Below are 25,782 nucleotides of genomic sequence, written 5' to 3'. Positions count from 1 at the left end.
TCAGATGGCCGGGCTAGTCTTTTTTGTATTCTCAGAGTCAGATTCAATCGAATATTGTCTCATTGCCTCAAGAACCTCTGTATACACCTCTTTAGATTGAACTGGAATACCCCTTTTTAATTCCATCCGTTTTTTTCCTTCTAATTTTTTTATATCAATTTGGAAAAAAGACTGGATAATTTCTGATTGTCCGGGATCCCCATTAAAAATTGACAATGTTCCATCATCTGTAATGCCAAAAAAACCGTTAACTTTTAATAGTGGCGAGATATCGTCCACAGATTGTTCAAAAACGATATTTTCTTCGTCTATATCGACTAATTGCCATGATTCATATTTCGCCCAAAAATCTTCTAATGCCCAAATCGTTTCCTGAACTCTTTCTTCGCTTACTTCTCCATCTAAATATCTTCTTTTCAAAGTAACATCCAGTATAAGGGGAGTATCCGGAATGACCACATGCTCTTCTTCATTCTTCGCGTTCACCAAACCTTTATTACTATAAGTAAATTCTTCCGTAAAATATTGCAGATGACTAATAGCAAACAACACTAAAAATGAAATCAGCACTTTTGCCTTAAAACTCATGCGGATCACCTCTGATAGCCTAAAAAATAATTTCCATCTTCAGACTATAGATTGCCCAAAAAATAACATGAATATCCAAAACATAGCTGATTCTTCCATAAAAGTTTTTTAGCACTTCATTTTATCGTTATTATTTATAACGCCTCTATCCTCTCCCTAATTCTTTCGTAGAATGAAATGCGTTGTTTATATTGGTTCAGTATCATTCGCTCTATCATCGGCCATTTCCTCTTCTGTTCACGGGGATTTTCCTTTACAAAATGCAACCATTCTCTAAAAATGTCTGCAGGGTAAGCAAGTGCTGTAAGAAAAGGATAGGAATTCTCAAAGTATTTAAACGTAGAATAAGAAAATAACTTTCTATCACTCCAGTTCAAAAATGGCAAAATGCGATTAGCCATCTGTAAGTAGTCAATATGTGCCGGTGCGATTCCAATTAAATCAAAATCGATTAAATATAGTTTTTTATCTATGCCTCTAATAAAATTATGACTTGCTACATCACCGTGAATTATACAGAGTGGTTCCAATGTGAAAAAATTGGTCTCTTTCTTCATCTTTTTCATCGCCCAATTGCCATAACTTGAAAAATTCTTCAAATGTGACACTATAGGGTTGATTGTATGTAGTTTTAGTGACTGCTCAAAGTGTCCCAGTCTTTTTTCCCATTTATTTAATTGGTAAAAGCGAGAAATTTTATTTTGAAATGTTGGAACTAACTCTGCCGTCAATTGATGAAAATCGACTAGTAATTTTATAGCATCGACAACATTTTCGTTTTGATTATATTGAAATGTTCCAGGCGAATTGGGTTCTATATACTGAATAAGGGCAAATACTCGATTATCTAAAATCAATGCCTTCGGATAGATTTTATATGTTTGCATAAATCCGCGTGCCCTTAATTCCTTCGTGAATAATGCTTGAACATTGAATTTGGCAACTGTAAAGAATTCCTTCAAAATCCATTGTTGCTTTTTTGTTGATAACAGCCATACTCCTTGTTTTAACCTTTGAATATGATGGAATGGCAACCCAGATTGTTCTTTTACAAAAGAAAGGAGACGGCGATTCCATCCGTCTCTCCCATATAAAAATGGCTTATTCATCGTCGTTGCCTTCATCATGTCTAACAGGCATCGCATATGTGGCAGGCATTGCAGTACCTACAGGATAGCCTCCGAACCCATAATTCGGGACAGGATTCATTGGCATTGGTTGACCTTGCCACCCATAAGGCTGTGGTGGAAGAAAAGAATTTCCTCCGCAACCACAATTCCCTGTAGGTGCGAAGGCCTGTTGAGGCATTTGCTGATGTCCCATCATCGGTACATTACCATAAAATGGTGCTTGCTCCATTGCCGGCATTACTGGTGCTCCTCCACTGTATTGCCAAGCATCTGAGCTTTCCATTTGATCATGATGCATATGGTGATGGTGGCTTGATGATTCCACATCAAATTGTTGTGGCATCGTGTCATATCCTGCTATTGGCATCCCTGGGAGCATTGATGGCATCACCTGGGGTTGCATCATTGGATATGGTGCTGACATCATCCCTTGTACTTGATGCATTGGCATCATTTGATTGTTAAATGGTTGCATATGTGGGTAACATGGATCAAAGCAAGGGTTATAGCAAGGATTATAACAAGGATCAAAGCAAGGCATCGCCATTGGAGGATAATAGTACATTGGTTGTGCTACTTCCTCTTGAACTGGCATTTCTTGCGTCACTGGTGATTCTTCATGATGTTCATGATGTTCATGATGTTCATGATGTTCATGTTGTACTTGCTGTTGCACCTGCTGTTGTTTCATATTCACCATGTAGTAGTTATTAATATCAATTTCTGGCAAGGGCTGTACTTCTGGCATAACTGGTTGATAAATTTGATAAGGTACCTCCTTAGGTTTTTCTTTTGGAGGTTTTGCAACTGGTAAAGGCGCTTCCTTTTTAGGTAGAAATGGATGCTCTGCCTTAGGAGCTTCCTTTACCCCACCAAAATGTTTAGGCATCTCCTTTTTCACATTCATCCCAGAACCCGGAACTTTGATTTTCATTCCCGGCATAATCATTTCTGGGTTAGATAACTGGGCATTCATCTTTTTTAATTCATCAAAATTCACGCCATACTTCTTGGCGATATTCCATAGCGTTTCTCCTTTTTGTACGATATGGATCTTCACATACTTCCCCTCCTCAGGCATAAGTCCATATAGTGTATGAATAAATAGGCAATTTGCTAATAATCTTCATCAAAACTTATGATATTTCTATAAAGATTATTCCAAAGTTTGAAGGGAAGAAGGTTCACTGCATTTATGTTAAAATCAATACATCAGAAAGAAACGGAGGATTGCCATAATGTCAGAGAAAAGAAAGCTTTTTGGGGAAGAAAGAAGAGAAATATTGCTCAACCTGTTAAAAGAAAGTGAAGTGCCGATTACCGGGAGTGCCCTTGCTCAAAAAGCGCATGTCAGTAGGCAAGTCATTGTAGGGGATATTAATTTATTGAAAGCACGCAATGAACCGATAATAGCAACAAGCCAAGGCTATCTGTACATGAAATTACCTCAGGAAAACAACCAAATTGAAAAAACCATCGTTTGTTTACACGATCGATTTCAAGCCGAAGAGGAATTAAACATTATTGTTGATCATGGGGTTACAGTGAAAAATGTTACGGTGGAACATCCCATATATGGAGAGTTAACCGCTTCGCTTATGGTCTCAAATCGTAAAGAAGTTCGAGAGTTTTTACATAAAGTCAGTAAAACGAAAGCCTCCCTTCTAGCTGATCTTACATCAGGCATTCATTTACATACATTGCTAGCTTCAACCAAAGAAGCTATTGAGAAAGTAGAACAGGAATTAAAAAAAGCTGGTATCTTATTGGAAGAAAACTAATCAAGTGAAATTAATGAGGAACAACGCTATCCCTTTCTCTGAAGATAAATAAAAAAGCCAGGAACTGCATATTTCAGCAGACACGGCTTTTTCTTTAAATATTTACTTACCCTCCAGAACTTAATACATCTACTTTATCTACAAATTCAAGCCTATTTAACTCTGATAACAGTTCATCAATTTCAACATTCATACTTGCTATATCGAGAGAAAGGGTTACGTTGGCTCTGCCTTGTAATGGAATCGTTTGGTGAATCGTTAGCACATTGCAAGCGTTATTCGCTACAACCCCTAAAAGTTTTGAAAGTGCTCCTGGCTTATCCTCGAGATAAAAAAATAGTGAAATAATTTTCTCTTTAACAACTCGATGGAAAGGTAATACCGTGTCACGATATTTGTAAAAAGCGCTTCGACTTAAATCCACCTGTTGAACGGCATCCCATACGGACACTGATCTCCCTCTATCGATTAATTCTTTTGCCTCTAAAGTTTTTTTCATGGCTTCAGGAAGTACATCTTCCCTGACTAAATAAAATTTTTGATGGTACTCTTTTTTAGCCATACCCTCTCCCCCATTAGAATAGTGTAAGCTTTTCTTACAGGATAAATTTAGCAATGTACTTTTCAACTGCTTTTTCTATCCATTACTCCACTATGTGGCTGTTAAAAAATCAGTACTCCCCAGGTTCTATCTTTGCATATTTAAAGCTATTCGACAAATTCAAATTCAAATTCTAATATTCGAATTGTATCTCCATCTTTTGCACCGCGTTCTCGTAACGCATCATCAATTCCCATTCCTCGCATTTGTCTTGCGAAGCGCCGAACGGATTCATCCCTTGAGAAATCCGTCATTTTAAATAACCGCTCAATTTTCTCACCAGTTAGAATAAAACTACCATCGGGATCTCTTGAAATAGAAAACTCATCAGGATTCTTTTCATGACGATAGATAACTCGATTGATCTCTTGCTCTTCTGAAGCCTCTTCAAAGAGCGGGAATTCAGGAGTTGTTTCCAGTTGATCAGCAATCCTAAATAATAAATCACGAACTCCCTGTCTTGTAATCGCAGAAATTGGGTATATCGGATGCTCTTCATTAAGTTCATCTTTAAATGCTTGTAAATTTTCTTCAGATTCAGGCATATCCATTTTATTAGCTACAATAATTTGCGGTCGCTCAAGTAATCGCAAATTGTACTTTTCTAATTCCTTGTTAATCGTAACAAAATCCTCGTATGGATTACGACCTTCAGTACCCGACATATCAATAACATGGACAATAACTCTCGTTCTCTCAATATGGCGCAAAAATTGATGGCCTAGTCCAACTCCTTGATGAGCACCTTCAATCAATCCAGGTAAGTCAGCCATCACAAAACTCCTGCCATCATCTGTTTCCACAACTCCAAGGTTAGGAACGATTGTTGTAAAATGATATTCAGCAATTTTCGGTTTAGCTGCGGAAACAACTGAAAGAAGGGTTGATTTTCCAACACTTGGAAATCCGACGAGACCAACATCAGCCAAAACTTTTAGTTCTAGTGTAACGTCTCTTTCCTGGCCAGGTTCACCATTCTCTGCAATTTCTGGAGCAGGATTCGCTGGAGTCGCAAATCGAATGTTTCCTCTGCCGCCTCTACCTCCCTTAGCAATTATCGCTTGCTGACCATGCTCGACAAGATCTGCTATAATATCTTTTGTATTTGCATCTGTCACCACTGTACCGGGCGGCACTTTTACGATTAAGTCTTCAGCACCACGACCGTGTTTACTTTTTGACATTCCATGTTCGCCCCGTGCAGCTTTAAAATGCCTAGAGTAACGGAAATCCATTAAGGTGCGTAAACCTTCATCTACTTGGAAAATTACATCTCCACCTCTACCTCCGTCGCCACCAGCAGGTCCTCCCATTGAAACGTACTTTTCCCTTCGGAAAGCGACCATGCCGTTCCCGCCATCTCCGCCTTTAACATAAATTTTTACCTGATCGACAAACATTTTTTTCACTCCGATCTATGCGCTTGAAACGTAACTTTTAGGTTGAATTCAGTTTTTGTTATTTTTTCTAAATACAAGTACTCTTGTATGTTAGCTTGATTATGTAACCATTGTTGCAATACTTGATCGTCTTTCAACATCCCTTCGTAGTGAAACGCTAAATCAAGCTGATTTGTTTGTGGCTCAATTAGAATTTGCAGATGATTTTCATGAAGGGGATGAACAGCATTATTTAACTGGATAAAAAAAGCATTCATCCATTCCATTAATTGAGTTTCATTGATCTTTTCAACTCTATAATCACTAACCATTTCAAAATCTAATTGAAACGAAAGTCCTCCCCAATTGTGGGTCATTAATAGAACCGCAAATTCAGGCAATCTTAATTTGGTAAGCCGGGATTCGTGCTGAGATTCGATTACAATTTGATCAATAATTCTTTCGATTTGATCTATTTTTCCGAGCCCTAGATAACCTTTAATTAATTGAACTTTATTAAGCCAATCATGCCGTGCATACTGTAGTGTATCTAGAATCTTTTTGCTTTCACTATTCATCATTATGTCCTTTCCATCAAACTTCAATCGTCTCTTTAGTATATCATACAGAAAGTGGAAGACGCCCGTTTAGCGACGTACAAACTTTACAATAAGGATGAACGGCTAAAGACGCGCCGTCCTGGCGCAACACCGTTCTGACCAACGTCCTGTTGGCCTGAGATAAAGGAAACACGGTGAGGCCGACAGGACGAACCGATGTTGACTTATCGTAGGAAGAAGCTGAAAGTTTGCTAGTCGCTGGGCGGCTTGAGCTGGACAACGAAAAGCGGAAGACGCTCGTTTGATGGAGTAGATAAAAATAAGAAAAGCTCTAACCTTCAATGGCTAGAGCTTTCGTTTAGATTCGGTTATCTTATTGGGCAACAGGATATACACTTACTCTTTTCTTGTCACGACCAACGCGTTCGAAACGCACAATACCGTCAACTTTTGCGAAAAGTGTATCATCGCTTCCACGGCCTACGTTCTCACCTGGGTGAATTTTTGTACCACGTTGACGATAAAGAATAGAACCACCAGTAACTAATTGTCCATCAGCACGCTTAGCACCAAGACGTTTTGCCTCTGAATCACGGCCGTTTCTAGTAGAACCTACCCCTTTTTTGGAAGCAAAAAATTGAAGATCTAATCTTAGCATGAATTCCACCTCCTATTTTTTATATGTCAATTTTAGATATTCGCCATATTCTCTTTCGATCGTTTGCAGCGAAACAACCATTCCATCGAGAAGTAATTGTACCTGACTTGACGTTTCTTTCTCTAATTGTTCTGGTATCGAACATTTAAGAAATCCACTTTCCGTCTGCTCGATTTCGGGTTCCACTCCAGTTAGTGCCATAACAGCATTTACACTACCGAAGGCAACAGCCGAAACACCGGCACACACGATATCTTGACCTTTTTCAGCAAAATCAGCATGCCCTTCCATTGTAAAGGAACTGATCATATTATTTGTTCGTTCAATTAGAATTCGTATCATCGGAATTTATACTCTTAAGCGTTGATTTTCTCAACGATAAGTTTTGTGTATGGTTGACGATGACCTTGCTTTTTATGGTAGTTTTTCTTAGCTTTGTATTTGAAGACAACAACTTTCTTTTGACGGCCTTGTTTTTCAACTTTTGCCGATACAGTAGCTCCTTCAACAAAAGGAGTACCAACTTTTACGTTGTCACCACCTACAAAAAGGACTTTATCGAATGTGAAAGATTCTCCTTCAGTTACATCCAATTTCTCAACGTAAAGAACTTGTCCTTCTTCTACCTTAACTTGTTTACCACCAGTTTCAATAATTGCGTACATGACTTGCACCTCCTTATTAGACTCAGACTCGCCATAGACAGGTGTCCAGTTATTGGAGCTTTTCAACCTGGTATGTGCGGTTGTAGCACGGGTGCTACAAACTAACATGAAAATATTAACACATAGCAGCTTTTGTGTCAATAACAATCCATATGAAAGAACTTATTCTTGGTCATATACGAGGTCTTTTAATTGAGCACGTACCCTTTTTTCAGTAAAATAAGCATGCAAAATTTCATTCTCATCTAATTTCGCTTGCCCAAATTCTCCTCCAATATCAATTAGATGTTTACACCCACGGTTGAACCTTATCAATACTTGATATAGATAATCTTCTCCGCTTGCATTAAGTGTTTTCAACTGAGAAAAATCCTCATTTCGACCGTAGTAACGTTCCAGAAGAAACCTCATAAATATATACCTTTGCTGTTTCCATTCAGACCATAAGCAAATATCTAGATATAATAATATAAGCCATATATTCAAATTTAAAGGTGACAGAACAAGGATCAAAATATGGAATATCACTAGGATAAGACTAGAACTAATTAGAGATAATTGAAATGATTGTAAATAAGGTTTATAGACAGAGAGCAAGAGATGAATTATTTTCCCGCCATCAAGTGGACGTATTGGTAGAAGGTTAAAAAATAAAATCATTAAGTTATATCGTGTTATGATCTCACCATACTCATTTGAAAGGATTCCAGTCATTTGAAAAAGAGGAACGAGGCAGGCAATTATTATATGTTGAGCTGGTCCAGCCAAAATAACGAATAGATCTTCTTTCATACTTCGATTACCATGCTCATCAACATCACAAAATCCACCGAAAGGCAAAATAACGATTTGCTTTATTTTCCAGTTAAAATGTTGAGCCATTGCAGCATGACCTAGTTCATGAATAAAAACGATTGTAAATAAAATAAGTAACTCCCAAAAGAACCCGGTAGCAATTCCGAGTCCGATAATAACCCATAGGAGCGGATGAATTCTTATTTTGCTAAACAACCGCCAAAATTTATTCAATTTTCATCACCTGAATAGGATCTATGAAAGTATCTTGTTGCTTAATAGCGAAATAGAATTCACCTGTTTCATTTTCTTTTCCCGCCGAAACAGTGCCTACGACCTTTCCGACATTAACTTTTTCCCTAGGTTTTACAGAAATATGATCTAACTTTCCATACCAAGATTCAGTATAATCAGCATGTTGAATTATAACTGTATTACCGAGATCTTCTCGCTTACCAGCGAAAACAACTGTTCCTGCCGACATTGCCTCTACTTCTGCCCCCGTCCCTGTTTCAATCAGAATTCCTTGATTTTCATCTGAAAAAGGCTCCAATACCTTTCCGGTTACCGGTGAAGCATAGTGGTCAGGTACTTCATTATTATCAGTTTCATTTCCAGCAGGCAATGTAGGAAAGAGAGCAAGTGGTTTCCCGAATGTATCTTCGTACCAATCAGCTACAACTGCAAATTGAAATTCCTTTCCCATAGCCTCTTTTATCCCTAACTTTGCCTTCTCCAATTTTGGAGATGGTGATTGAAAAATAATAGCCATGGCGAAAAAAAGAATAGCTGCCGCAAGAATTTTCATTAAAAAGACTTCTTTATTCCATAAAGGGTGGAATGTATTACTTCGATCTGGTTCATAAACGGAAGGGTGCAACTCACTCTCTTGAAAAAAGTCCTCTTCTATTTTTTTATCTCGAATCACTCCATATTGTTTTCTTTTCCGGCTTATTTGCCTTCTTACTTCATCAATCCTCCTGCTCAAATCCCCATCCCCTTAGCCATTTTCTACTACACTATGACTCGTCCCCTTCATTTATGACCAAATTTACTGAGTAACAAGTCAAATAATAGTAGCGACTTAATTAATAAAAGGCTGCTTAAAAGTCAGTAAACTTGACTCTTAAGCAGCCTTAAAAGAAAGATAGGATTTAAGAATGAACAAAAAGCTTCTTCAGCTTTGCAAAAATGCCAGTTTTTTCATCATCCAAAGATTGAAGCGGTACGGATTCACCAAGTATTCTTCTTGCAATGTTTCGATAAGCAATTGAAGCCTTGCTATTAGGATTTAATGCAATAGGTTCTCCCTGATTAGAAGCTTTTATAACATCAGTATCATCTTGAACAATCCCAAGTAAATCAATCGACAAATGTTGAGCAATTTCATTTACATCTAGTACGTCTCCATCTTTCATCATTTGACTACGAATCCGATTAATAATCAATTTGGGAGGCTCAATTTTTTCTTCTTTTTCAAGCAGTCCAATAATCCGATCCGCATCACGAACTGCGGAAATTTCTGGTGTTGTTACGACAATAGCGCGATCAGCACCTGCAATTGCATTTTTATAACCTTGCTCAATACCAGCAGGACAATCAATTAAAATATAATCATAGTCTTGCTTAATCTCATTAACTAGCTGTTTCATTTGCTCAGGCGAAACAGCCGTTTTATCACTTGTCTGAGCAGCTGGCAGTAAAAATAACTTGTCCTCAAAACGCTTATCTTTAACTAATGCCTGATGGGGCTTGCATTTTCCTTGCACAACGTCCACGAGGTCATATATGATCCGATTTTCAAGTCCTAATACAACATCAAGATTTCTTAGACCAATATCCGTATCAATAAGACAAACTTTTTTCCCTTGCAGGGCAAGAGCTGTCCCCAGGTTTGCGGAAGTAGTAGTCTTACCAACTCCTCCTTTACCCGATGTAATTACAATCGCCTCACCCATACTATTGTCCCCCTTTGAATCTCGTAATATTTGGTCTGATCTGTTTCAAAACCTGTAAGCGGTCAATTATGATTTGTTGTGTTTCATCTATGTATGCACATTCCATTTGGTGCTGTCCTTCCTGATCATAATGATCAGGAGCTCGGCTAATGGAATCGGCTATCCGAAGTTGTGATGGAGTCATAAAAGATGCGACAATTACCGCATCACTTCTCCCACTAAAACCAGCATGAGCAATTCCTTTAAGTGCACCCATAATAAAGATGTTACCAACCGCTCTTACTGTTCCGCCGGGATTAACATCACCGACAAGCAATAGATCCCCTGGTACTTCCAAAATTTGTCCAGACCGAACAATGGTTGCAATCGAAGTTACTTCCTGCTCATCAATTAAACGCTGAGCTTCTTCTTTTGGAATTACGTTACTCACAATCTCATCAACTACTAGATTTTTCATATTTCGGATGCTTTCTTTAAGTTGCTCTTGTTGCTCGTTTGTTAAAAAACGATTCCCAGTAAGGATTCGCACCGAAATAAGAGGACTGTCAACGTCTACCCCTTGCAATTCTGAAAGTTTATCCTTTAACTCTAAAAGTAATGCTTCATACGAGCATTGATCATTTAATTGTAATGAAAGACCGTTTTTTGTACCTTTTATCATTACATTCTGTCTATTTTTCATATGGTACGGGCAAAGGAGACTCCAATAACTAACTGTGCCCTTTATCTCCTTTCAGCAGTCCATTATCTACATTTTAGCTTATATTTCATCAATCGTCATCTTCTTCATTTGACAAACAACGAAATTAAAGTGAAAAAATTTATTCATGAAGTTCATCTTTCTTTCGATAGAACAGTAATTTTTTAAAAGGATAATAAATAAGAAGCAAGAAGAGTTGATTCAATCCTAATGTTGACCATAATCTGCTTTTAGCAAATTCTTCTAGTTCCATTTCCTTTTGTAAAACAAATACATTGAACCCATAAACAACAAACTCTACTAATGCAACACTTAGTAATACTACAAAAAAAGTGGTTAGAATGTTCGCTTGCAGAAGTTTCGTAATTTTAGAAGCTATATAAACGATGATTGGAAACAAAAACAAATAAATGCCAATAATTTCCGTATAGTACACATCAAATAATAAACCGAATACAGCCGCATAAATTAAGGAATAGTTACGTACGTAGTAAATACCCATAACTGCAAAAAGTACAGTTAAAAAGCGGGGGACTAGAATTACATTTAAACCAAATGAACCATTTCGTACAAGTTCTACGAATATACCTTCTAAATAAAAACCAATTAATAAAAGAAGAGGAAGAATTAGTCTTTTCATCATTCTTCCACCTTACCTTCACCTTGATTTTTCCCTGTTAAACGTTCGATAATTATGACATGTTCAAAATCATAAAAATCGGCAGAAGGTTCAATATAGGCAATTTGAGTTAAACCATACCGGTCCATTTCTACTTCTTTCACTTTACCAACATCTAGTAATTTTGGGAATACACCACCAAGACCAGATGTGACAACATTTTGTCCCGCTTCGATTTTCTTATCAACAGGAATGTCTTTTAACAATAATAATTTTTTTTCACGATCATACCCACTAATTAATCCAAAAATACCTTCTTTTTCTTTACCCTGAATTTCAGCAGATACTCTGTTTTTTGTATTCTCTGAACTTAATAACTCAATGGTTGCAGTCATTTCGGAAGTACTGATCACTTTTCCAATCAAGCCCTTACCAGTAATGACAGCCATATCCGGTTTTACCCCGCTCATTTCCCCTTTGTTTACGATGATTTTTTCGTCCCATCGTTCGGGATCCCTTGTAAGAACCGTAGCTTGGATGGCTCGATAATCACGCAGGTTGTCGGTTTTTTTTAATACATCTCTCAACTCTTCATTATCTTTTTTTAAATCTGATATTTCCTTTTCAAGCTTTGCCAGGCCTTCCAAACGAGCCTTTAGCTTTTGATTTTCAGTATAAGTATTTTTAACATCTTGCATATTTTCAAAAAATCCTGCTATTCCTTGGGCAGGTCTAGAAATTAAAGAATGACCGAACCCGACTACATCTTTTATAATCTGCTCCGGCCGTGAGATATTTTCTTTTTCCTGCAAAGAAAAGCCGATTAGTGAGACAAGAATAATTATGCTGATAAGAAGGATAATCAGACGTTTATTTAGAAAAAATTGGGGCATTCATTACACCTCTATTTTCTGATTACCGTTAAGAAAAGTGCAAGTGCGACGTACAAACTTTTTAGTTCTATAACGATATAAAGTAAAAATGGATCCTGTAGGAAGTGTCTGTTTTTACTTTCGAAAAACTCGAAAGTCTGCTAGTCGCTGGAGCTTGATCCAGCACTAGCAAAATTTATTACTTTCTTAACTAAAAACAAACTGGAATTCTTCAAATTCAAATGTTTTAGCGAGAATCCTTCGCTTTATTCTTAAAGATATCGATATGATCAAGAGCCATCCCTGTACCAATGGCTACACAATCTAGTGGCTCATCAGCAATTAAAACAGGCATTTCCGTCTCTTTACTCATTACTTTATCCATATTGTGTAATAAGGCTCCCCCACCTGTAAGCACAATACCTCGATCCATAATATCGGCTGCTAATTCTGGTGGAGTTTTTTCAAGCGTGTTTTTCACAGCATCAATAATAGCATTTACTGTATCACTTAAGGCACCTGAAATTTCTTCAGCTGTAATTTCTATTGTTTTTGGTAAGCCAGTAAGTAAATCTCGTCCGCGAATTTCCATAGGAGCAAAGCCTTCTGTTTCTCCAGCAGAACCGATTTCGACCTTAATAGCTTCTGCAGTACGATCACCAATTAACAAATTATATTTTTTTCTAATATAAGCGATGATCGATTCATCAAAATTGTCTCCTGCCGTACGAATGGACATACTTGTCACTATTCCTCCAAGAGAAATAACAGCCACTTCTGTAGTACCCCCACCGATATCAACGACCATACTTCCAGTTGGTTCCCAAACAGGTAAATTTGCGCCAATTGCCGCTGCAAATGGTTCCTCTATCGGATAAGCTTCACGTGCACCTGCCTCGCGAGTTGCATCTAGAACAGCTCTTTGTTCTACTGCAGTAATTCCCGATGGAACGCAAACCATTACGTAAGGCTTGCCTCCTATTCCTTTTCCTTTAATAGCTTGTTTTATGTAATATTTCATCATAGAAGCAGTTGTCTCATAATCAGCGATGACTCCATCTTTCATCGGTCTAAGTGCAACAATATTACCCGGTGTGCGTCCGATCATGTTTTTCGCATCATTTCCAACAGCTACTATTTTTTTGGTATCGGTTTGTAGAGCCACAACAGATGGTTCTCTAAGTACAATTCCTTTACCTTTCACAAAGACTAGAGTATTTGCAGTACCTAAATCGATACCCAAATCTTTAGTACCGAATCCGAACATGTATGTATCTCCCTTTCTTATGGCGAATGTTATTATTATAGTACGTATAACAGTAAATTTTTACGTTTTTTGCCAATTTCCCTGAATTTTCACCGGAATTTTAATGAATAATCTCACTCACTAATACAAAACGCAAGTATTATTATATCTTAACCACATTCAAAATAATAGTGTTACATGTACCCTTTTTCTTTCATACTGACGTATTTTTTGTCACCAATTATCAAATGGTCTAATACTTCAATTCCCAACATTTTTCCACATTCTACGAGTCGTTGTGTTACTTCAATATCTTCTCTGGATGGAGTCGGATTTCCGGAGGGATGATTATGAAAACAAATAATTGAGGCGGCTGAACGGCGAAAAGCTTCCTTAAAAACCTCTCTTGGATGGACAATACTGGCATTGAGGCTACCGATGAAGACAGTTTGCCGATGAATAACTTGATTTTTGGTGTTCAGATAAAGACATACAAAATGCTCTTGGCTGAGGAAACGCATATCATTCATGACATAATTGGCACCATCTTCGGGACTTCTAATAATGAAGCGGTTATTAAAAGTAAGGTTGCTAATCCGCCTTCCCAATTCCACGGAAGCAACAATTTGTACCGCCTTTGCTTGCCCAATTCCTTTAATACTCGTTAGTTCCTCCACTACAGCATCTTTCAAACCCGTCAAACCATCGAAATGAGTTAGTAACCGATTGGCTAATTGTATAACTGATTCAGATTTGGAACCTGTTCTTAGTAATATGGCAAGAAGTTCATGATTAGATAAACTTTCCGGGCCATTTTTTATAAGTCGCTCTCGTGGTCGTTCATCGACAGGAAAATCGCGAATCATTAACGTTTCATTATTTTTCAAGATATTCCTCCTTTGATCATCGTTTACTTTGAAAAAAGAATCCCTTTCTTCTCAAAGAACGGGCCAAACGAGAAATTGGCAAACCAACGACTGAGTAATAATCCCCCTGAATTGACTTTACAAGAAGTGCACCCAAACCTTGGATTCCATAAGCTCCAGCTTTATCGAGCGGTTCCCCGCTTTCAACATATTGTTCAATTTCTACATCCTCAAGAGTCCAAAACTCTACATCTGTCTTTTCAAAAAAGCTGATGCACTCAGTACTGTCGATAATTGTTACACCTGTATAGACTGAATGAACTTGGCCAGAAAGCTGTTTAAGCATCTGTTTTGCATCCTCTTCATTATCGGGTTTTCCAAGAACTTTACCTCCAGATACAACGATCGTATCTGAACCGATGATGATAGAATCCGGATAGGTATTTAGCGCTGCATTCGCTTTTCGCAAAGATAGAGTCATAACAATATCTTGGGGAGAACGATCTAAGCTTATGGATTCATTTACATTAGGCGCAAAGGTGATAAATGGAATGTTTAATTTCTGGAGTAATTCTTTTCTACGGGGTGAAGTTGAAGCTAGTACGAGATCCTGCATGTGGATGCCCTGCCTTTATTAAGATTGGGAGATACATGTATCTATCGTACCAAAGGAAGGGTAAAGAAACAATAGAAAAAGGGACAAGCTTCATTCATGCGCTTATCCCAAAGTATATTTTAATATAATCAAGTAGTGCTTGTTGCGCTTTAAATAGTTCCTCTTTATTTGCAGAACTAGTATATTGCATTAAACTATTAGTGGCAATTGTTAACTTACTACTTAGTTCATTTGCTTCTGAACTTGCATAAGTTTTATCAGCTTCTTTTTCTAGTAATGCCAGTGCATCCTTAATTACACTTTCATTTGTCTTTCCGCTCGTTTGTATATTAACAGCTTCGTCCGCGATTAATGAAAAATTGTTTATCACTTTTGAAAACTGGTTACCTTCTTCTTCTGAAGAAAATATTATTTCTTTTTGTCCTATATCCAGTTCCTTTGCGTAAACTTCACCGTTATTTACACCTTGTTCTTTCAAACTTACTTCCCATGTTTTAGCTGTTTGCAATTGTCCTGCTACACCAAAAAATAGATAATACATATTATCGATTGGTATAACGATACTCGCATATCCTTCGTTTTTGAGTTCTTTTGCTGTTGCATCTGCTTTTTCTTGTGCAGAGAAAACTCCGCCTTGAATAACAGCTATCTTCCAAGCGGGAAATTTTACAGGGTGCTCTACTATCTGATTCCCCTCTTCCTCAGTTTGTCCGCTTGGAGGTGTAGTTTCCGTACCTACTACAGGTGCTGTATTTTCTGTCTTAGAAATTTTTAATATGAAAATTCCCATTCCGACACCGATTACGACAGCCAAACAAAAGGAGATAATAAACCCTTTCATGTTTGGGTGTAACATACTAGATTTGAACTTCCAATTTCGATTTGGTCGTTTTTTCTTTGGAGCTTCAGTGTGAATTAGCTTAAACTCCGGAACTTCTCTATGTTCTTCTTTTGGTAAGATCCAATCAAAATCATCATCCTCTGTTTGATCCTCAGACGCTGTTGCAGAGGCTTGCTCAGATGCTGCTTTCCAATCTCGAATGACGGTTTCTTCCGTAAAAGGGCGTTCTTTTCCATTTAATGTGATTTTGATTGCTGGATTTTGGCTACTTTTTTGTTCTTCCAATCTAAAAATACCTCCCGCCCACTTGAGTTTGTTCTATGCTACCATACGAGAAAAAAAAAAAGACGAAACTTTTGTCGTCTAGCGCAAAAAGGTTTTCGTCAAATTTTTTATATAAATTATCTCAAGAAAGAGAGGTACCAAGAGAAAATAGATTCATGAAAGAAATAGGCTATAAGAGCTCCAATTGCAATAAAAGGTCCAAAAGGAATCGGTTTTTTTCTAGTAAAGATTCCTACAGCTATCCCAAGCAAACCGATGATTGCTCCAATCAAATTGGCTATAAAGAAAGAGAGCAGGACCAATTTCGTACCAAGGACAAATCCAAGAACTGCGTATAATTTAACATCTCCTCCTCCCATTCCACCTTTCGAAATAACAGCAATGGCCATCAGTAAGATAAACGCCACTAAAGAACCGACTAGCGAATCCCACCAAGGATTAAGTGGTTGGATGATACGTTCAATTAAAAAAAATGCAGTAAAAAAAAGCAGAATTTTGTTTGGTATTAACATATAGACGATATCAGATATTGAAATGATGACAAGAAGAGAAATCAGTGTCCAAGCAATAACTGTTTCAAAACTCCACCCTGAATAAGCATAGGCAAAAACAAATAAACAAGCTGTCAAAAGCTCCATAATCGGATATAACGGCGCTATGCTTTTTTTGCAGTTTTTACATTTACCTAACTGGAATAAATAAGAAAAAACGGGAATTAATTCAATTATGGTAAGAGTGCGACCGCAACTTGGACAGGATGAACGTGGTTTTACGATTGATTTTTTTTCTGGTACCCTAAGACCAACTACATTATAGAATGAACCGAATAAAAGCGCATAAAGGAAAATAATAATTTTCATCTTATAAAGAGTGACCGCCTTTTCCCCATCTTGTTTTAATCTGATCCATTTGTTGAATTCTCCTGTTGTTCGTCAATGAGTTTGATTAAATATGGTTTTACTTCAGATATAAAATAAAGTGACCCTGTTACGGCTAAAATTTCTTCTTTTAATTGAGAAACAATTAAGTGCTCCATTAATTTTTTCCAATTACTCTCGGCTACTACCGTTTTATTCCCACTTTTTTCTTTCAATTCAGTTGCTGTTGCAGCTCTAGGAAAATCAAATTCAGTTAAATATATATTAGCATTCATTTCGTTTAAGACCGTGAACATTTCAGTCAAATCTTTGTCTTTCAATGCAGCGAAGACAATAGTAATTTTCATATTCGGAAAATGTGTTTGCATTGCAGTTTTAAATGCCTGCATACCTTCAACATTATGAGCACCGTCAATAAATATAAATGGATTCTTGTTTAAACATTCAAATCTACCCGGCCAATAAGCAGCTTTTAAACCTGAATAGATTTGATCTTCTTCTAGTTGAATTAAACCCTTTTCTTGTAAATACAACAATACAGCCAGTGCACCAGCGGCATTTTCAGTTTGATGCTTTCCTAATAATGAAATTTGTAAATTCTTTAGAAATCTTGCATCGAATCTAAATGTGAATTGTTCCCCTGCTGTCAACGGTTGGTAGTCTGAAATAAAAAAGTCCTTTCCTAACCGGTATAAAGGGGCATTTTGCAAGTTCGCCTCAGCATGAAGAACAGTTAGAGCATCATCATTTTGCGATGTTGTAAAAATCGGAATTTCCTTTTTTATAATTCCGGCTTTTTGGTAGGCAATCTCTTTAATCGTAGATCCTAAAATTTGGACATGATCCATACCTACATTGGTAATTATGGAAGCGAGCGGTGTGATACAGTTAGTCGAATCAAATCTTCCGCCAAGACCAACTTCAAATATTGTAAAATCAACGTGACGAACAGCACCAAAATAATAAAAAGCCATTGCTGTAATGACTTCAAATTCTGTCGGTGCCCCTAACTCAGTCCCTTCTAATTCATCCGAAAGGGGTTTAATGACATTTACTAGAGAAAGAATCTCCTCGTTATCAATCGGCTTTCCATTAATGCTTATTCTCTCGTTAAACTCCTCAATATACGGAGAAGTAAACGTACCGACCTGATAACCAGCTGCATTAAGAACAGAACGCAGATAAGTAACAGTAGAACCTTTCCCATTCGTTCCACCGACATGAATAGATTTTAATCGTCGCTCAGGATTATCTAATTTCGATAGAAGCCACTCCATCCTTTTTAAACCTGGTTTTACTCCTAACCTGAGACGGGAATGGATCCAATCAATTGCCTCATCATATGTACGCAACAACGTTTGTCCCTCCATCCAATTAAAACATTACCTGCCTAATAAGTAATTGAACTTATTAGGCAGACATATGGATTAATATGATTTTAATTCTTTCATTCGCTCTTCGACAGTTTGTCTTTTTTCTAAATAATCCTGTTCTTTAGACCTTTCCTCATCAACAACAGCCTGAGGCGCTTTTTGAACAAAACGTTCATTAGATAATTTTTTCTGAACACGTTCTACTTCTTTATTCCACTTTTCCCATTCTTTTTCTAACCGAGCTATCTCTTCTTCTATATTGATAAGATCAGCAAGTGGCAGGAACAGTTCCACTCCGGTTACAACAGCTGACATAGCCTTTTCAGGGGTCTCAATCTCTGTTGCCATGTGCAATTCTTCAGGGTTACAGAAGCGTTCAATAAAGTGTTGATTATTATGCAAAATGGTTAGTACATGATCATCTTTTGCTTTTAAGATTAATTTTATCTTTTTACTCATAGGTGTATTTACTTCAGCTCTAATCGTACGTACCGAGCGAATAATTTCGGTCAGGAGCTTCATCTCATTCGCCGCCTCATTATCGGTCCATAGCTCATTTACATTTGGCCAAGATGCAATGGTAATGGATTCTCCTTCGTGAGGAAGATGCTGCCAAATTTCTTCTGTAATGAATGGCATAAATGGATGAAGTAATCGTAATGTCTGATCCAATACGTAAGCCAAAATCGAACGAGTTGTCTTTTTAGCTTTTTCATCATCACCATATAAAGGAAGTTTGGACATTTCGATATACCAGTCACAAAAATCATCCCAAATAAAGTTATATAGTGCCCTGCCCACTTCACCAAATTCATACTTTTCAGCAAGCTTTGTAACAGTCTCGATTGTCTCATTTAAACGAGTTAAAATCCATTTATCCGCAACAGACTTTTCACCGCTTAAATCAATTTCCTCATATGTGAGTCCATCCATATTCATTAAAGCAAAGCGAGATGCGTTCCAAATTTTATTGGCAAAATTCCAAACCGATTCGATTTTTTCCATACTAAAACGAAGGTCCTGCCCTGGAGAACTTCCAGTTGCTAAGAAGTAACGGAGTGTATCTGCACCATATTGGTCAATCACGTCCATTGGATCGATCCCATTTCCAAGCGATTTACTCATTTTCCGTCCATCTTCTGCTCTTATTAATCCGTGAATCAAAACATCTTTAAATGGTCTTTGATCGGTAAACTTTTTCGCTTGAAAAATCATTCTGGATACCCAGAAAGATATAATATCATACCCTGTTACTAAGCAATCAGTTGGGTAATAGCGTTTGAAATCTTCAGCTTCTACATCTGGCCACCCCATTGTCGAAAATGGCCATAAAGCAGAGCTAAACCAAGTATCAAGAACATCTTGATCTTGTTCCCAATTTTCAAGATCAGTTGGGGCATCGTGACCAACATACACCTCGCCTGTTTCTTTATGGTACCACGCTGGAATTCGATGGCCCCACCATAATTGCCGCGATATACACCAATCATGAATATTTTCCATCCAATGCATATACGTTTTTTCAAAACGCTCTGGGACAAAATGAACTTTCTCTTCACCTTTTTGCAGTTCAATTGCTTTTTCAGCAAGTGGTTTCATCTTTACAAACCACTGTGTTGATAAATAAGGTTCAACTACCGCGCCACTCCGCTCAGAATGTCCTACTGAGTGAAGGTGATCTTCGATTTCAAAGAGGATCCCCTCTGCTTGCAAATCTTTCACAATTTGTTTACGACAATCAAACCGATCCATACCTTTATATTTTCCTGCGTTTTCATTCATTGTTCCATCTTCATTCATAACAAGAACTCGTGCAAGATTATGGCGATTTCCAATTTCAAAGTCATTTGGATCATGAGCTGGTGTAATTTTCACAGCACCTGAGCCAAATTCCATATCAACGTAATCATCGGCTACAATTGGGATTTCCCGTCCAACGATAGGTAAAATAACTGTTTTTCCAATCAAATGTTGATAGCGTTCATCTTCAGGATGGACAGCAACAGCTGTATCGCCGAGCATAGTCTCAGGTCTTGTCGTAGCAATTTCTATAGATCCTGATCCATCTGAAAGTGGATAATTCATATGATAAAAGGCACCTTGAACATCTTTATGGATTACTTCGATATCTGATAAGGCTGTTTTAGTAGCAGGATCCCAGTTAATGATATACTCACCACGATAGATTAGCCCCTCATTATACAAAGTTACAAAAACCTCGCGAACCGCTTTCGACAAACCTTCATCTAAAGTAAATCGTTCTTTCGTGTAATCTAAACCAAGTCCCAATTTAGCCCATTGCTTGCGGATAAAAGTGGCATATTCCTCTTTCCATTTCCATGTCTCTTCAAGGAATTTATCACGACCTAGACTATAGCGGGTTTTTCCTTCTTCACGAAGTTTTTCTTCTACCTTCGCCTGTGTAGCAATCCCGGCATGGTCCATTCCAGGTAGCCACAGAACATCAAAGCCTTGCATTCTCTTCATTCTTGTTAAAATATCTTGTAATGTCGTATCCCAAGCATGACCTAAATGAAGCTTACCTGTAACATTTGGGGGCGGAATTACGATCGTATATGGTTCTTTATTAGGGCTACCTTCAGCTTCAAAAAACTTCCCAGAAAGCCACCATTCATATCTACCCTGTTCAATACTTTGAGGATCGTATTTGGTGGACATTGTTGTCTCATTGTGTTCCATTAAAAATCCCTCCGTTTTCTAAAAATAAAAAAATCCCTCCGTCAAAAGGACGAAGGGAGTTGATTCGCGGTACCACCTTTTTACACGAACCTACATTCAAATCAATAGTAGAGTTCGGCACTTAACTTCATAACGGCTTCAAACCGGCTTTTCGCTACTGAATATTTTCACGAAAGCTGCTCAAGGGTGACTTTCCATTAGCTCTGCTTAGGAAACCTCCCACCAATGATTTCCCTCTCTTTAAAGCAATTTTCTAATGTACTTTCCCTGTCAATGCATTTAAACATGTCTTTATTATTATTTATAGTAGCGAATAAACAACCTTAATGTCAATCATTTTAATTAAAGAATCAATATAGGCACAGATTAGCCCAATTTCACATATTTTATACGAGAGGACAATGACAAATGGAGGGTCGAACATGAAAAGAAAATTTAATCAACATACCTTTCAAAATTGGAAACGGAATTTTAAAGGCGTATGTAAACAACTAATCATCCCTTTTTGTATTTTCCAAGCAATTCGAACTTTTATTTTTCCTACTACAATCGATGTATTATTACTTGCCATTTTCATTGCAATTGCCCTTGGATTTCATTATGAGTGGATATAGAAAAGCTGAAGAGCCCGTTTAGCGACGTACAAACTTTCTAAGCTTCTGACGAGATAAAGGAAACACGGCGAGGGACGAGCCAATGTTGACTTATCGTAGGAAGAAGCTGAAAGTTTGATAGTCGCTGGGCGTTGAAGCTAGACAATGAAAAGCTGAAGAGCCCGTTTAGCGACGTACAAACTTTCTGGATTAAGGATGAACGGCTAAAGACGCGCCGTCCTGGCGCAACGCCGTTCTGACCAAAGTCCTGTTGGCCTGAGATAAAGGAAACACGGCGAGGGACGAGCCGATGTTGACTTAACGTAGGAAGAAGCTGAAAGTTCGCTAGTCGCTGCCGACTGTAGTTAGATAAATAATCCCCTTTCAGTAATTATTCTGAAGGGGATGAATTACTTTGCTCCTTCTTCAATCTCTCTCTTTCTTCAAGCTTCATCACGACATATTCTGTATTTTTCATCCTCCAATATTGACGTTGCAATTGACCAACCATTTGGATTTCGCTTTTGTCCGTACCAGCGGAGAAATAATTCTCCGCGATCCGATATATTGGCCCAGGATGAGCAAGATAACTTAAAAACAAGTGCATTTCTTCTTCCTTGAATGGAAAATGGCGAAAATAAGCATCAAGCCATTCAAGGGTTTGATCAAATTGCTTCGGATGTGTGAGAAATGTTCGGTCCAAAAAGGGAAGTAAATCATGGATTGGCGAAGCAAAACCAGTTCCTTCAAAATTTGTAAAATAACCAAAGCCTTTTTCGTCATATAGAAAATGTTCATTGGATAATTTCCCATGAATGATAACACTACGTGCTTTTGTATCCTCTTCCGTTACTTCATGCCAGTCTTTCAATTTATTTAAAGCGTACCGATGACTGCCTGATATTTCACTGTAAATCGTACAAAAAAAGAGTTGGAAAGGAGACATATATACCTGCCTCTCACATCTAGAGACAAATTCCTCTAATGTTTCTTGTTCAGTTTCCCAGCGAGAAGTTGTTTGATCATAATGCTCCTTTCTTTCTTCTTTATCTACAGGTACATCGCGGACAGTCAACGTATGCAGGCGTGCTAATTCGCGAAATAAATCAAGGTGCCTTTGAATATGGTCTTCTCTTTCTCTATTTTCCAGCCAAGGCATTAAATAATAAAGGTATTGCCCTTCTAAAATACCGTAACGGCCATCTATTGTCGGGAAAATAGGCACTATCCGATTATATCCTTGCTGGTATAACTGTTGAACGTACTGAAGAAAGTCTAAACCATTTTTAGCAGGCATTCTTTTTAGTGCATATTCTCCCTTATTTGTATACAGTTTATATACTCTTCCATGTTTTTCCAAATACTCTAAACTTAATCCATACAGTCCCGCCAACTGATCAACTTCTTTATGAAGCGAACCCTCCATTCCTAATCACCCGTTCATAAGAGACTCCTAGTTGAATAAAAACACTTATTCTTTCCTTAGGACTCTCACTGGTTTAGCAGGAATGTACAAAACCTGCCCTTCGTAGACTTCATGACTAGCATCTAATCGATTTGCGCGGAGAATTTGTTGTACGCTTAACTCATACTTATCTGCCAATGATTGAATTGAATCCCCTTGCTGGACTAAGCAAATTCGCATCTTGCTTGTTGTCTCTTCTTCCTTTCGAGCAAAGAAGTCAGCAAAAGAAATCGATTCATATTTGTCTTTCTTTTTCTTCTTTTTTGGTTCTTCCTCCATTTTCACCAGACTACTACTTGATTCATATTGAAGTGAGGAGGATTCATCATTATACATTTCCATATAGGAAGATGATTCAACACTTTTATAATTTGGTTCATCTTGTTCAAGTCTTTCTGGTTCCATCGTGACTTTCGGAAGTTGTGGGATAAATGCAAATGATTGTCCCTGTGTTTCATTCTCTTCTTTTTCCTCTTCTGGGAGAGCTCTTGCCTCCACATGAAACGGTTCAAATAAATCTTCCTCTACTGTTTCATCTTCAGATTCCTGTTCCACAATACTTAGATCCTTTTGTTCAAATAAAGCAATCTTCACTTCTTCTCTATCATCAGGATCTTCTTCCACATTTAGCTCTAACGCATCATCACGTACAATCGTTTCTTCTTCATACGATTCTTCATTATGCACGTTGTCCGTGCGGTCTACTTCTTCTTTACCGAGATCAATATCATTCTCCGGAATCTCCATTTCAGCATCTTCAAACTCTTCATAAATTCCGTGAATACTTACCTCTGCAAGTACTTGTAATCTGTTATTTTCGGTTAAAACATAATCAAATGAATGAATTTCTATTTCTATTTCATCCGTAGTCTCGATTCTCCTTTTCGGAATTGTAATATCAACGGGAAACCGATGAGAAAACTCGCTAATTCCATCAGCTCTCGGTTCCACACCTTGTACAGGCGTTCCGCTTAGAGCATCTTCAACCGTATCGCTCTCTGAAGATTGATAATATTCCCCGCGTAAATCAAGAGTTCCTTTTAAAACAACAAACTCATCTTCATCTAATATGGAAATCTCGGGATCCAAAGAAATAGAAACTAGATCCCCTACTTCCTGTCCGTTTTCAAACCAGATTGTCTCCTCCAAAGGGAATTTAAGCGATGTTTGTCGGCGTTCGGGCAAGATGATTTCCTCCTTTCGTTCCAATGAAAAAATGTCGGTCAATTACAGCGTATGAGCTTATTGTTATATTTATGAAAAAAAAAAGAGAAGTAGTTCTAATTAAACTACTTCTCGCATCGGACATTTTTTATTAACTTTTTATCATCTTAAATGTTTCGGTTGCAGCTTGAATAGTTCTTTCAATATCCTCTTCGGTATGAGCTGTGGACAAAAATAATCCTTCAAACTGAGAAGGAGGCAAAAATACACCGCGATTTGCCATCTCTTTATAATAAGAGCCAAACAATTTCAGATCAGAAGTTCTAGCTTTATCATAATTATAAACATCTTCATTCGTAAAGAAAATTCCAATCATCGAGCCAGCTCGATTAATCGTATGCGGAATATTATATTTTTTAGCAGCTTCCTCAAGTCCAACTTCTAGTAAATCAGCTTTCCTAATAAACTCGTCATAAGTCTCAGGTGTTAATTGACTTAATGTTTCATAACCAGCTGTCATGGCAAGAGGATTTCCAGATAGAGTACCCGCTTGATAAATAGGGCCACTAGGAGCAATTCGCTCCATAATTTCAGCCTTTCCGCCATAAGCGCCTACAGGTAAACCTCCACCAATGACTTTCCCAAGGCATGTTAAGTCGGGAGTAACACCGAAATACCCTTGCGCACAGTTATAGCCTACCCGAAAACCAGTCATTACTTCATCGAAAATAAGCAGAGCACCATACTCAGTTGTAATCTCTCTTAATCCTTCTAAGAATCCATTACGTGGAGGAACGACACCCATGTTTCCCGCAACAGGTTCAACAATCACGCCTGCGATATCCTCTCCAAACCTTTCAAAAGCATAGCGAACACCGTCCAAATCATTATATGGGACTGTAATCGTGTTTTTAGCTATCCCTTCTGGAACTCCAGGACTGTCTGGAAGACCAAGTGTAGCTACACCAGAACCTGCCTTAATTAACAGCGAATCGCCATGTCCATGGTAGCATCCTTCAAATTTTAAAATTTTATTACGCCCTGTATAGCCTCGAGCAAGTCTAAGTGCACTCATTGTCGCCTCTGTACCTGAAGATACCATTCTCACAATCTCAATGGAGGGAACACGGTCAATCACAAGTTCGGCTAGTTTATTTTCCATAAGCGTAGGAGCACCAAAACTTGTACCAGATTCGGTTGCCTCTTTTATAGCTTCCACTACTCGCTCATTAGCATGACCTAGAATTAACGGGCCCCATGACAAAACATAATCAATATATTCATTACCATCAATATCTTGAATTTTGGAGCCTTTCCCTTTAGCCATAAAAATAGGATCCATATCAACAGATTTAAAGGCACGAACTGGACTATTTACACCACCAGGCATTAATTGAACAGCTTTTTCAAATGCTTGCTTCGATTTTTCATAAGTACGCATTCAACTGA

At 37.8% G+C, this 25,782-nt stretch carries 27 protein-coding genes and 2 other annotated features; of the genes, 2 read left to right on the top strand and 25 right to left on the bottom strand.

Going from position 1 to position 25,782, the window contains the following annotated elements:
* The 3 genes from BN1243_RS01785 to safA all read right to left on the bottom strand — a co-directional run bounded on the left by BN1243_RS01785 (position 1) and on the right by safA (position 2,778).
* Positions 1–588, bottom strand: a complete 588-nt coding sequence (locus BN1243_RS01785) for an intercompartmental signaling factor BofC (protein ID WP_062104571.1) — start codon at positions 586–588, stop codon at positions 1–3.
* Positions 589–722: 134 nt separating this feature from the next.
* A complete protein-coding gene (locus BN1243_RS01780; RefSeq protein ID WP_062104570.1) occupies positions 723–1,697 on the bottom strand; it encodes a phosphotransferase in 975 nt (324 codons plus the stop codon).
* Positions 1,690–2,778 (bottom strand): SafA/ExsA family spore coat assembly protein, encoded by a 1,089-nt coding sequence (gene safA / locus BN1243_RS22920; protein ID WP_062104569.1) that lies wholly within the window; start codon positions 2,776–2,778, stop codon positions 1,690–1,692. Before safA ends, BN1243_RS01780 begins: the two co-directional genes overlap by 8 nt.
* 178 nt (positions 2,779–2,956) lie before the next feature.
* On the opposite strand from safA, the gene BN1243_RS01770 reads away from it, so the two are divergent.
* Entirely contained in the window at positions 2,957–3,499 is a 543-nt protein-coding gene (locus BN1243_RS01770) for a transcription repressor NadR (RefSeq protein WP_062104568.1), read from the top strand.
* A 106-nt stretch (positions 3,500–3,605) separates the two neighbouring features.
* On the opposite strand, the gene BN1243_RS01765 is transcribed toward BN1243_RS01770, so the two are convergent.
* The 19 genes from BN1243_RS01765 to BN1243_RS01675 all read right to left on the bottom strand — a co-directional run bounded on the left by BN1243_RS01765 (position 3,606) and on the right by BN1243_RS01675 (position 21,111).
* On the bottom strand, positions 3,606–4,061 hold the full coding sequence (locus BN1243_RS01765) for an ACT domain-containing protein (RefSeq protein ID WP_062104567.1): 456 nt from the start codon (positions 4,059–4,061) through the stop codon (positions 3,606–3,608).
* Positions 4,062–4,207: 146 nt separating this feature from the next.
* Entirely contained in the window at positions 4,208–5,500 is a 1,293-nt protein-coding gene (gene obgE / locus BN1243_RS01760; RefSeq protein WP_062104566.1) for a GTPase ObgE, read from the bottom strand.
* A gap of 5 nt (positions 5,501–5,505) precedes the next feature.
* Positions 5,506–6,084 carry a Spo0B C-terminal domain-containing protein gene (locus tag BN1243_RS01755; protein WP_230200077.1) on the bottom strand — a complete coding sequence of 193 codons (579 nt, stop codon included), beginning with the start codon at positions 6,082–6,084 and terminating at the stop codon, positions 5,506–5,508.
* A 328-nt stretch (positions 6,085–6,412) separates the two neighbouring features.
* Positions 6,413–6,697: a 50S ribosomal protein L27 gene (gene rpmA / locus BN1243_RS01750; RefSeq protein WP_062104564.1), complete on the bottom strand. Its 285-nt coding sequence runs from the start codon at positions 6,695–6,697 to the stop codon at positions 6,413–6,415.
* A gap of 12 nt (positions 6,698–6,709) precedes the next feature.
* The gene (locus BN1243_RS01745; protein ID WP_062104563.1) at positions 6,710–7,039 is read right to left on the bottom strand and encodes a ribosomal-processing cysteine protease Prp; all 330 of its coding nucleotides are present in this window, start codon (positions 7,037–7,039) and stop codon (positions 6,710–6,712) included.
* Positions 7,040–7,053: 14 nt separating this feature from the next.
* Positions 7,054–7,362: a 50S ribosomal protein L21 gene (rplU, locus tag BN1243_RS01740; RefSeq protein WP_062104562.1), complete on the bottom strand. Its 309-nt coding sequence runs from the start codon at positions 7,360–7,362 to the stop codon at positions 7,054–7,056.
* A gap of 14 nt (positions 7,363–7,376) precedes the next feature.
* Positions 7,377–7,454, bottom strand: a sequence feature (ribosomal protein L21 leader region).
* A gap of 70 nt (positions 7,455–7,524) precedes the next feature.
* Positions 7,525–8,391, bottom strand: coding sequence for a site-2 protease family protein (locus BN1243_RS01735; protein WP_062104561.1), 867 nt, complete (start codon positions 8,389–8,391; stop codon positions 7,525–7,527).
* Positions 8,384–9,145, bottom strand: a complete 762-nt coding sequence (locus BN1243_RS01730; protein ID WP_062104560.1) for a M23 family metallopeptidase — start codon at positions 9,143–9,145, stop codon at positions 8,384–8,386. The genes BN1243_RS01735 and BN1243_RS01730 overlap by 8 nt, the downstream gene beginning before the upstream one ends.
* A 166-nt stretch (positions 9,146–9,311) precedes the next feature.
* Entirely contained in the window at positions 9,312–10,115 is an 804-nt protein-coding gene (minD, locus tag BN1243_RS01725) for a septum site-determining protein MinD (protein ID WP_062104559.1), read from the bottom strand.
* Position 10,116: 1 nt separating this feature from the next.
* Positions 10,117–10,797, bottom strand: coding sequence for a septum site-determining protein MinC (gene minC, locus BN1243_RS01720; RefSeq protein ID WP_062104558.1), 681 nt, complete (start codon positions 10,795–10,797; stop codon positions 10,117–10,119).
* Positions 10,798–10,936: 139 nt separating this feature from the next.
* Positions 10,937–11,455 carry a rod shape-determining protein MreD gene (gene mreD / locus BN1243_RS01715; protein ID WP_062104557.1) on the bottom strand — a complete coding sequence of 173 codons (519 nt, stop codon included), beginning with the start codon at positions 11,453–11,455 and terminating at the stop codon, positions 10,937–10,939.
* Positions 11,455–12,327, bottom strand: coding sequence for a rod shape-determining protein MreC (gene mreC / locus BN1243_RS01710; RefSeq protein WP_062104556.1), 873 nt, complete (start codon positions 12,325–12,327; stop codon positions 11,455–11,457). Before mreC ends, mreD begins: the two co-directional genes overlap by 1 nt.
* A gap of 226 nt (positions 12,328–12,553) precedes the next feature.
* On the bottom strand, positions 12,554–13,573 hold the full coding sequence (locus BN1243_RS01705; protein ID WP_062104555.1) for a rod shape-determining protein: 1,020 nt from the start codon (positions 13,571–13,573) through the stop codon (positions 12,554–12,556).
* 173 nt (positions 13,574–13,746) lie between these two features.
* Positions 13,747–14,418, bottom strand: a complete 672-nt coding sequence (radC, locus tag BN1243_RS01700) for a RadC family protein (RefSeq protein WP_062110292.1) — start codon at positions 14,416–14,418, stop codon at positions 13,747–13,749.
* 37 nt (positions 14,419–14,455) lie between these two features.
* Positions 14,456–15,034 (bottom strand): Maf family protein, encoded by a 579-nt coding sequence (locus BN1243_RS01695; RefSeq protein WP_062104554.1) that lies wholly within the window; start codon positions 15,032–15,034, stop codon positions 14,456–14,458.
* Between the two features lie 94 nt (positions 15,035–15,128).
* A complete protein-coding gene (locus tag BN1243_RS01690; RefSeq protein WP_062104553.1) occupies positions 15,129–16,160 on the bottom strand; it encodes a hypothetical protein in 1,032 nt (343 codons plus the stop codon).
* 116 nt (positions 16,161–16,276) lie between these two features.
* Positions 16,277–17,020 carry a prepilin peptidase gene (locus tag BN1243_RS01685; RefSeq protein WP_062104552.1) on the bottom strand — a complete coding sequence of 248 codons (744 nt, stop codon included), beginning with the start codon at positions 17,018–17,020 and terminating at the stop codon, positions 16,277–16,279.
* A gap of 35 nt (positions 17,021–17,055) precedes the next feature.
* Complete coding sequence (locus BN1243_RS01680; RefSeq protein ID WP_154669785.1) at positions 17,056–18,393, bottom strand: bifunctional folylpolyglutamate synthase/dihydrofolate synthase; 1,338 nt, start codon at positions 18,391–18,393, stop codon at positions 17,056–17,058.
* Positions 18,394–18,465: 72 nt separating this feature from the next.
* A complete protein-coding gene (locus BN1243_RS01675; protein ID WP_062104550.1) occupies positions 18,466–21,111 on the bottom strand; it encodes a valine--tRNA ligase in 2,646 nt (881 codons plus the stop codon).
* Positions 21,112–21,153: 42 nt separating this feature from the next.
* Positions 21,154–21,394: a binding site (T-box leader), on the bottom strand.
* Positions 21,395–21,533: 139 nt separating this feature from the next.
* Between BN1243_RS01675 and BN1243_RS01670 the strand changes: the two genes are divergently transcribed.
* Positions 21,534–21,725, top strand: a complete 192-nt coding sequence (locus BN1243_RS01670) for a hypothetical protein (RefSeq protein ID WP_062104549.1) — start codon at positions 21,534–21,536, stop codon at positions 21,723–21,725.
* 370 nt (positions 21,726–22,095) lie between these two features.
* Here the strand turns inward: BN1243_RS01670 and ysxE are convergent, their stop codons facing one another.
* From ysxE to hemL, 3 genes are all read right to left on the bottom strand, one after another.
* On the bottom strand, positions 22,096–23,130 hold the full coding sequence (ysxE, locus tag BN1243_RS01665) for a spore coat protein YsxE (protein WP_062104548.1): 1,035 nt from the start codon (positions 23,128–23,130) through the stop codon (positions 22,096–22,098).
* A gap of 45 nt (positions 23,131–23,175) precedes the next feature.
* The gene (gene spoVID / locus BN1243_RS01660) at positions 23,176–24,354 is read right to left on the bottom strand and encodes a stage VI sporulation protein D (protein WP_062104547.1); all 1,179 of its coding nucleotides are present in this window, start codon (positions 24,352–24,354) and stop codon (positions 23,176–23,178) included.
* A 130-nt stretch (positions 24,355–24,484) separates the two neighbouring features.
* On the bottom strand, positions 24,485–25,774 hold the full coding sequence (gene hemL, locus BN1243_RS01655; protein ID WP_062104546.1) for a glutamate-1-semialdehyde 2,1-aminomutase: 1,290 nt from the start codon (positions 25,772–25,774) through the stop codon (positions 24,485–24,487).
* Positions 25,775–25,782: the final 8 nt, after the last annotated feature.

This window comes from Bacillus niameyensis (assembly GCF_001375535.1).
Lineage (GTDB): Bacteria > Bacillota > Bacilli > Bacillales > Bacillaceae_C > Lederbergia > Lederbergia niameyensis.
Note: the sequence above shows the minus strand (reverse complement) of the source record. Positions and strands in the feature narration are given on the sequence as shown.

Excerpts from the sequence above, each read along its gene's own strand:
- BN1243_RS01675 (WP_062104550.1), bottom strand. The coding sequence starts at position 21,111 with ATGGAACACAATGAGACAACAATGTCCACCAAATACGATCCTCAAAGT.
- rplU (WP_062104562.1), bottom strand. The coding sequence starts at position 7,362 with ATGTACGCAATTATTGAAACTGGTGGTAAACAAGTTAAGGTAGAAGAA.
- minC (WP_062104558.1), bottom strand. The coding sequence starts at position 10,797 with ATGAAAAATAGACAGAATGTAATGATAAAAGGTACAAAAAACGGTCTT.
- BN1243_RS01705 (WP_062104555.1), bottom strand. The coding sequence starts at position 13,573 with ATGTTCGGATTCGGTACTAAAGATTTGGGTATCGATTTAGGTACTGCA.
- BN1243_RS01695 (WP_062104554.1), bottom strand. The coding sequence starts at position 15,034 with ATGCAGGATCTCGTACTAGCTTCAACTTCACCCCGTAGAAAAGAATTA.
- mreC (WP_062104556.1), bottom strand. The coding sequence starts at position 12,327 with ATGCCCCAATTTTTTCTAAATAAACGTCTGATTATCCTTCTTATCAGC.
- BN1243_RS01765 (WP_062104567.1), bottom strand. The coding sequence starts at position 4,061 with ATGGCTAAAAAAGAGTACCATCAAAAATTTTATTTAGTCAGGGAAGAT.
- BN1243_RS01770 (WP_062104568.1), top strand. The coding sequence starts at position 2,957 with ATGTCAGAGAAAAGAAAGCTTTTTGGGGAAGAAAGAAGAGAAATATTG.
- BN1243_RS01670 (WP_062104549.1), top strand. The coding sequence starts at position 21,534 with ATGAAAAGAAAATTTAATCAACATACCTTTCAAAATTGGAAACGGAAT.
- ysxE (WP_062104548.1), bottom strand. The coding sequence starts at position 23,130 with ATGGAGGGTTCGCTTCATAAAGAAGTTGATCAGTTGGCGGGACTGTAT.
- rpmA (WP_062104564.1), bottom strand. The coding sequence starts at position 6,697 with ATGCTAAGATTAGATCTTCAATTTTTTGCTTCCAAAAAAGGGGTAGGT.
- obgE (WP_062104566.1), bottom strand. The coding sequence starts at position 5,500 with ATGTTTGTCGATCAGGTAAAAATTTATGTTAAAGGCGGAGATGGCGGG.
- minD (WP_062104559.1), bottom strand. The coding sequence starts at position 10,115 with ATGGGTGAGGCGATTGTAATTACATCGGGTAAAGGAGGAGTTGGTAAG.
- BN1243_RS01685 (WP_062104552.1), bottom strand. The coding sequence starts at position 17,020 with ATGAAAATTATTATTTTCCTTTATGCGCTTTTATTCGGTTCATTCTAT.
- BN1243_RS01745 (WP_062104563.1), bottom strand. The coding sequence starts at position 7,039 with ATGATACGAATTCTAATTGAACGAACAAATAATATGATCAGTTCCTTT.
- BN1243_RS01785 (WP_062104571.1), bottom strand. The coding sequence starts at position 588 with ATGAGTTTTAAGGCAAAAGTGCTGATTTCATTTTTAGTGTTGTTTGCT.
- BN1243_RS01780 (WP_062104570.1), bottom strand. The coding sequence starts at position 1,697 with ATGAATAAGCCATTTTTATATGGGAGAGACGGATGGAATCGCCGTCTC.
- hemL (WP_062104546.1), bottom strand. The coding sequence starts at position 25,774 with ATGCGTACTTATGAAAAATCGAAGCAAGCATTTGAAAAAGCTGTTCAA.
- radC (WP_062110292.1), bottom strand. The coding sequence starts at position 14,418 with ATGATTCGCGATTTTCCTGTCGATGAACGACCACGAGAGCGACTTATA.
- mreD (WP_062104557.1), bottom strand. The coding sequence starts at position 11,455 with ATGAAAAGACTAATTCTTCCTCTTCTTTTATTAATTGGTTTTTATTTA.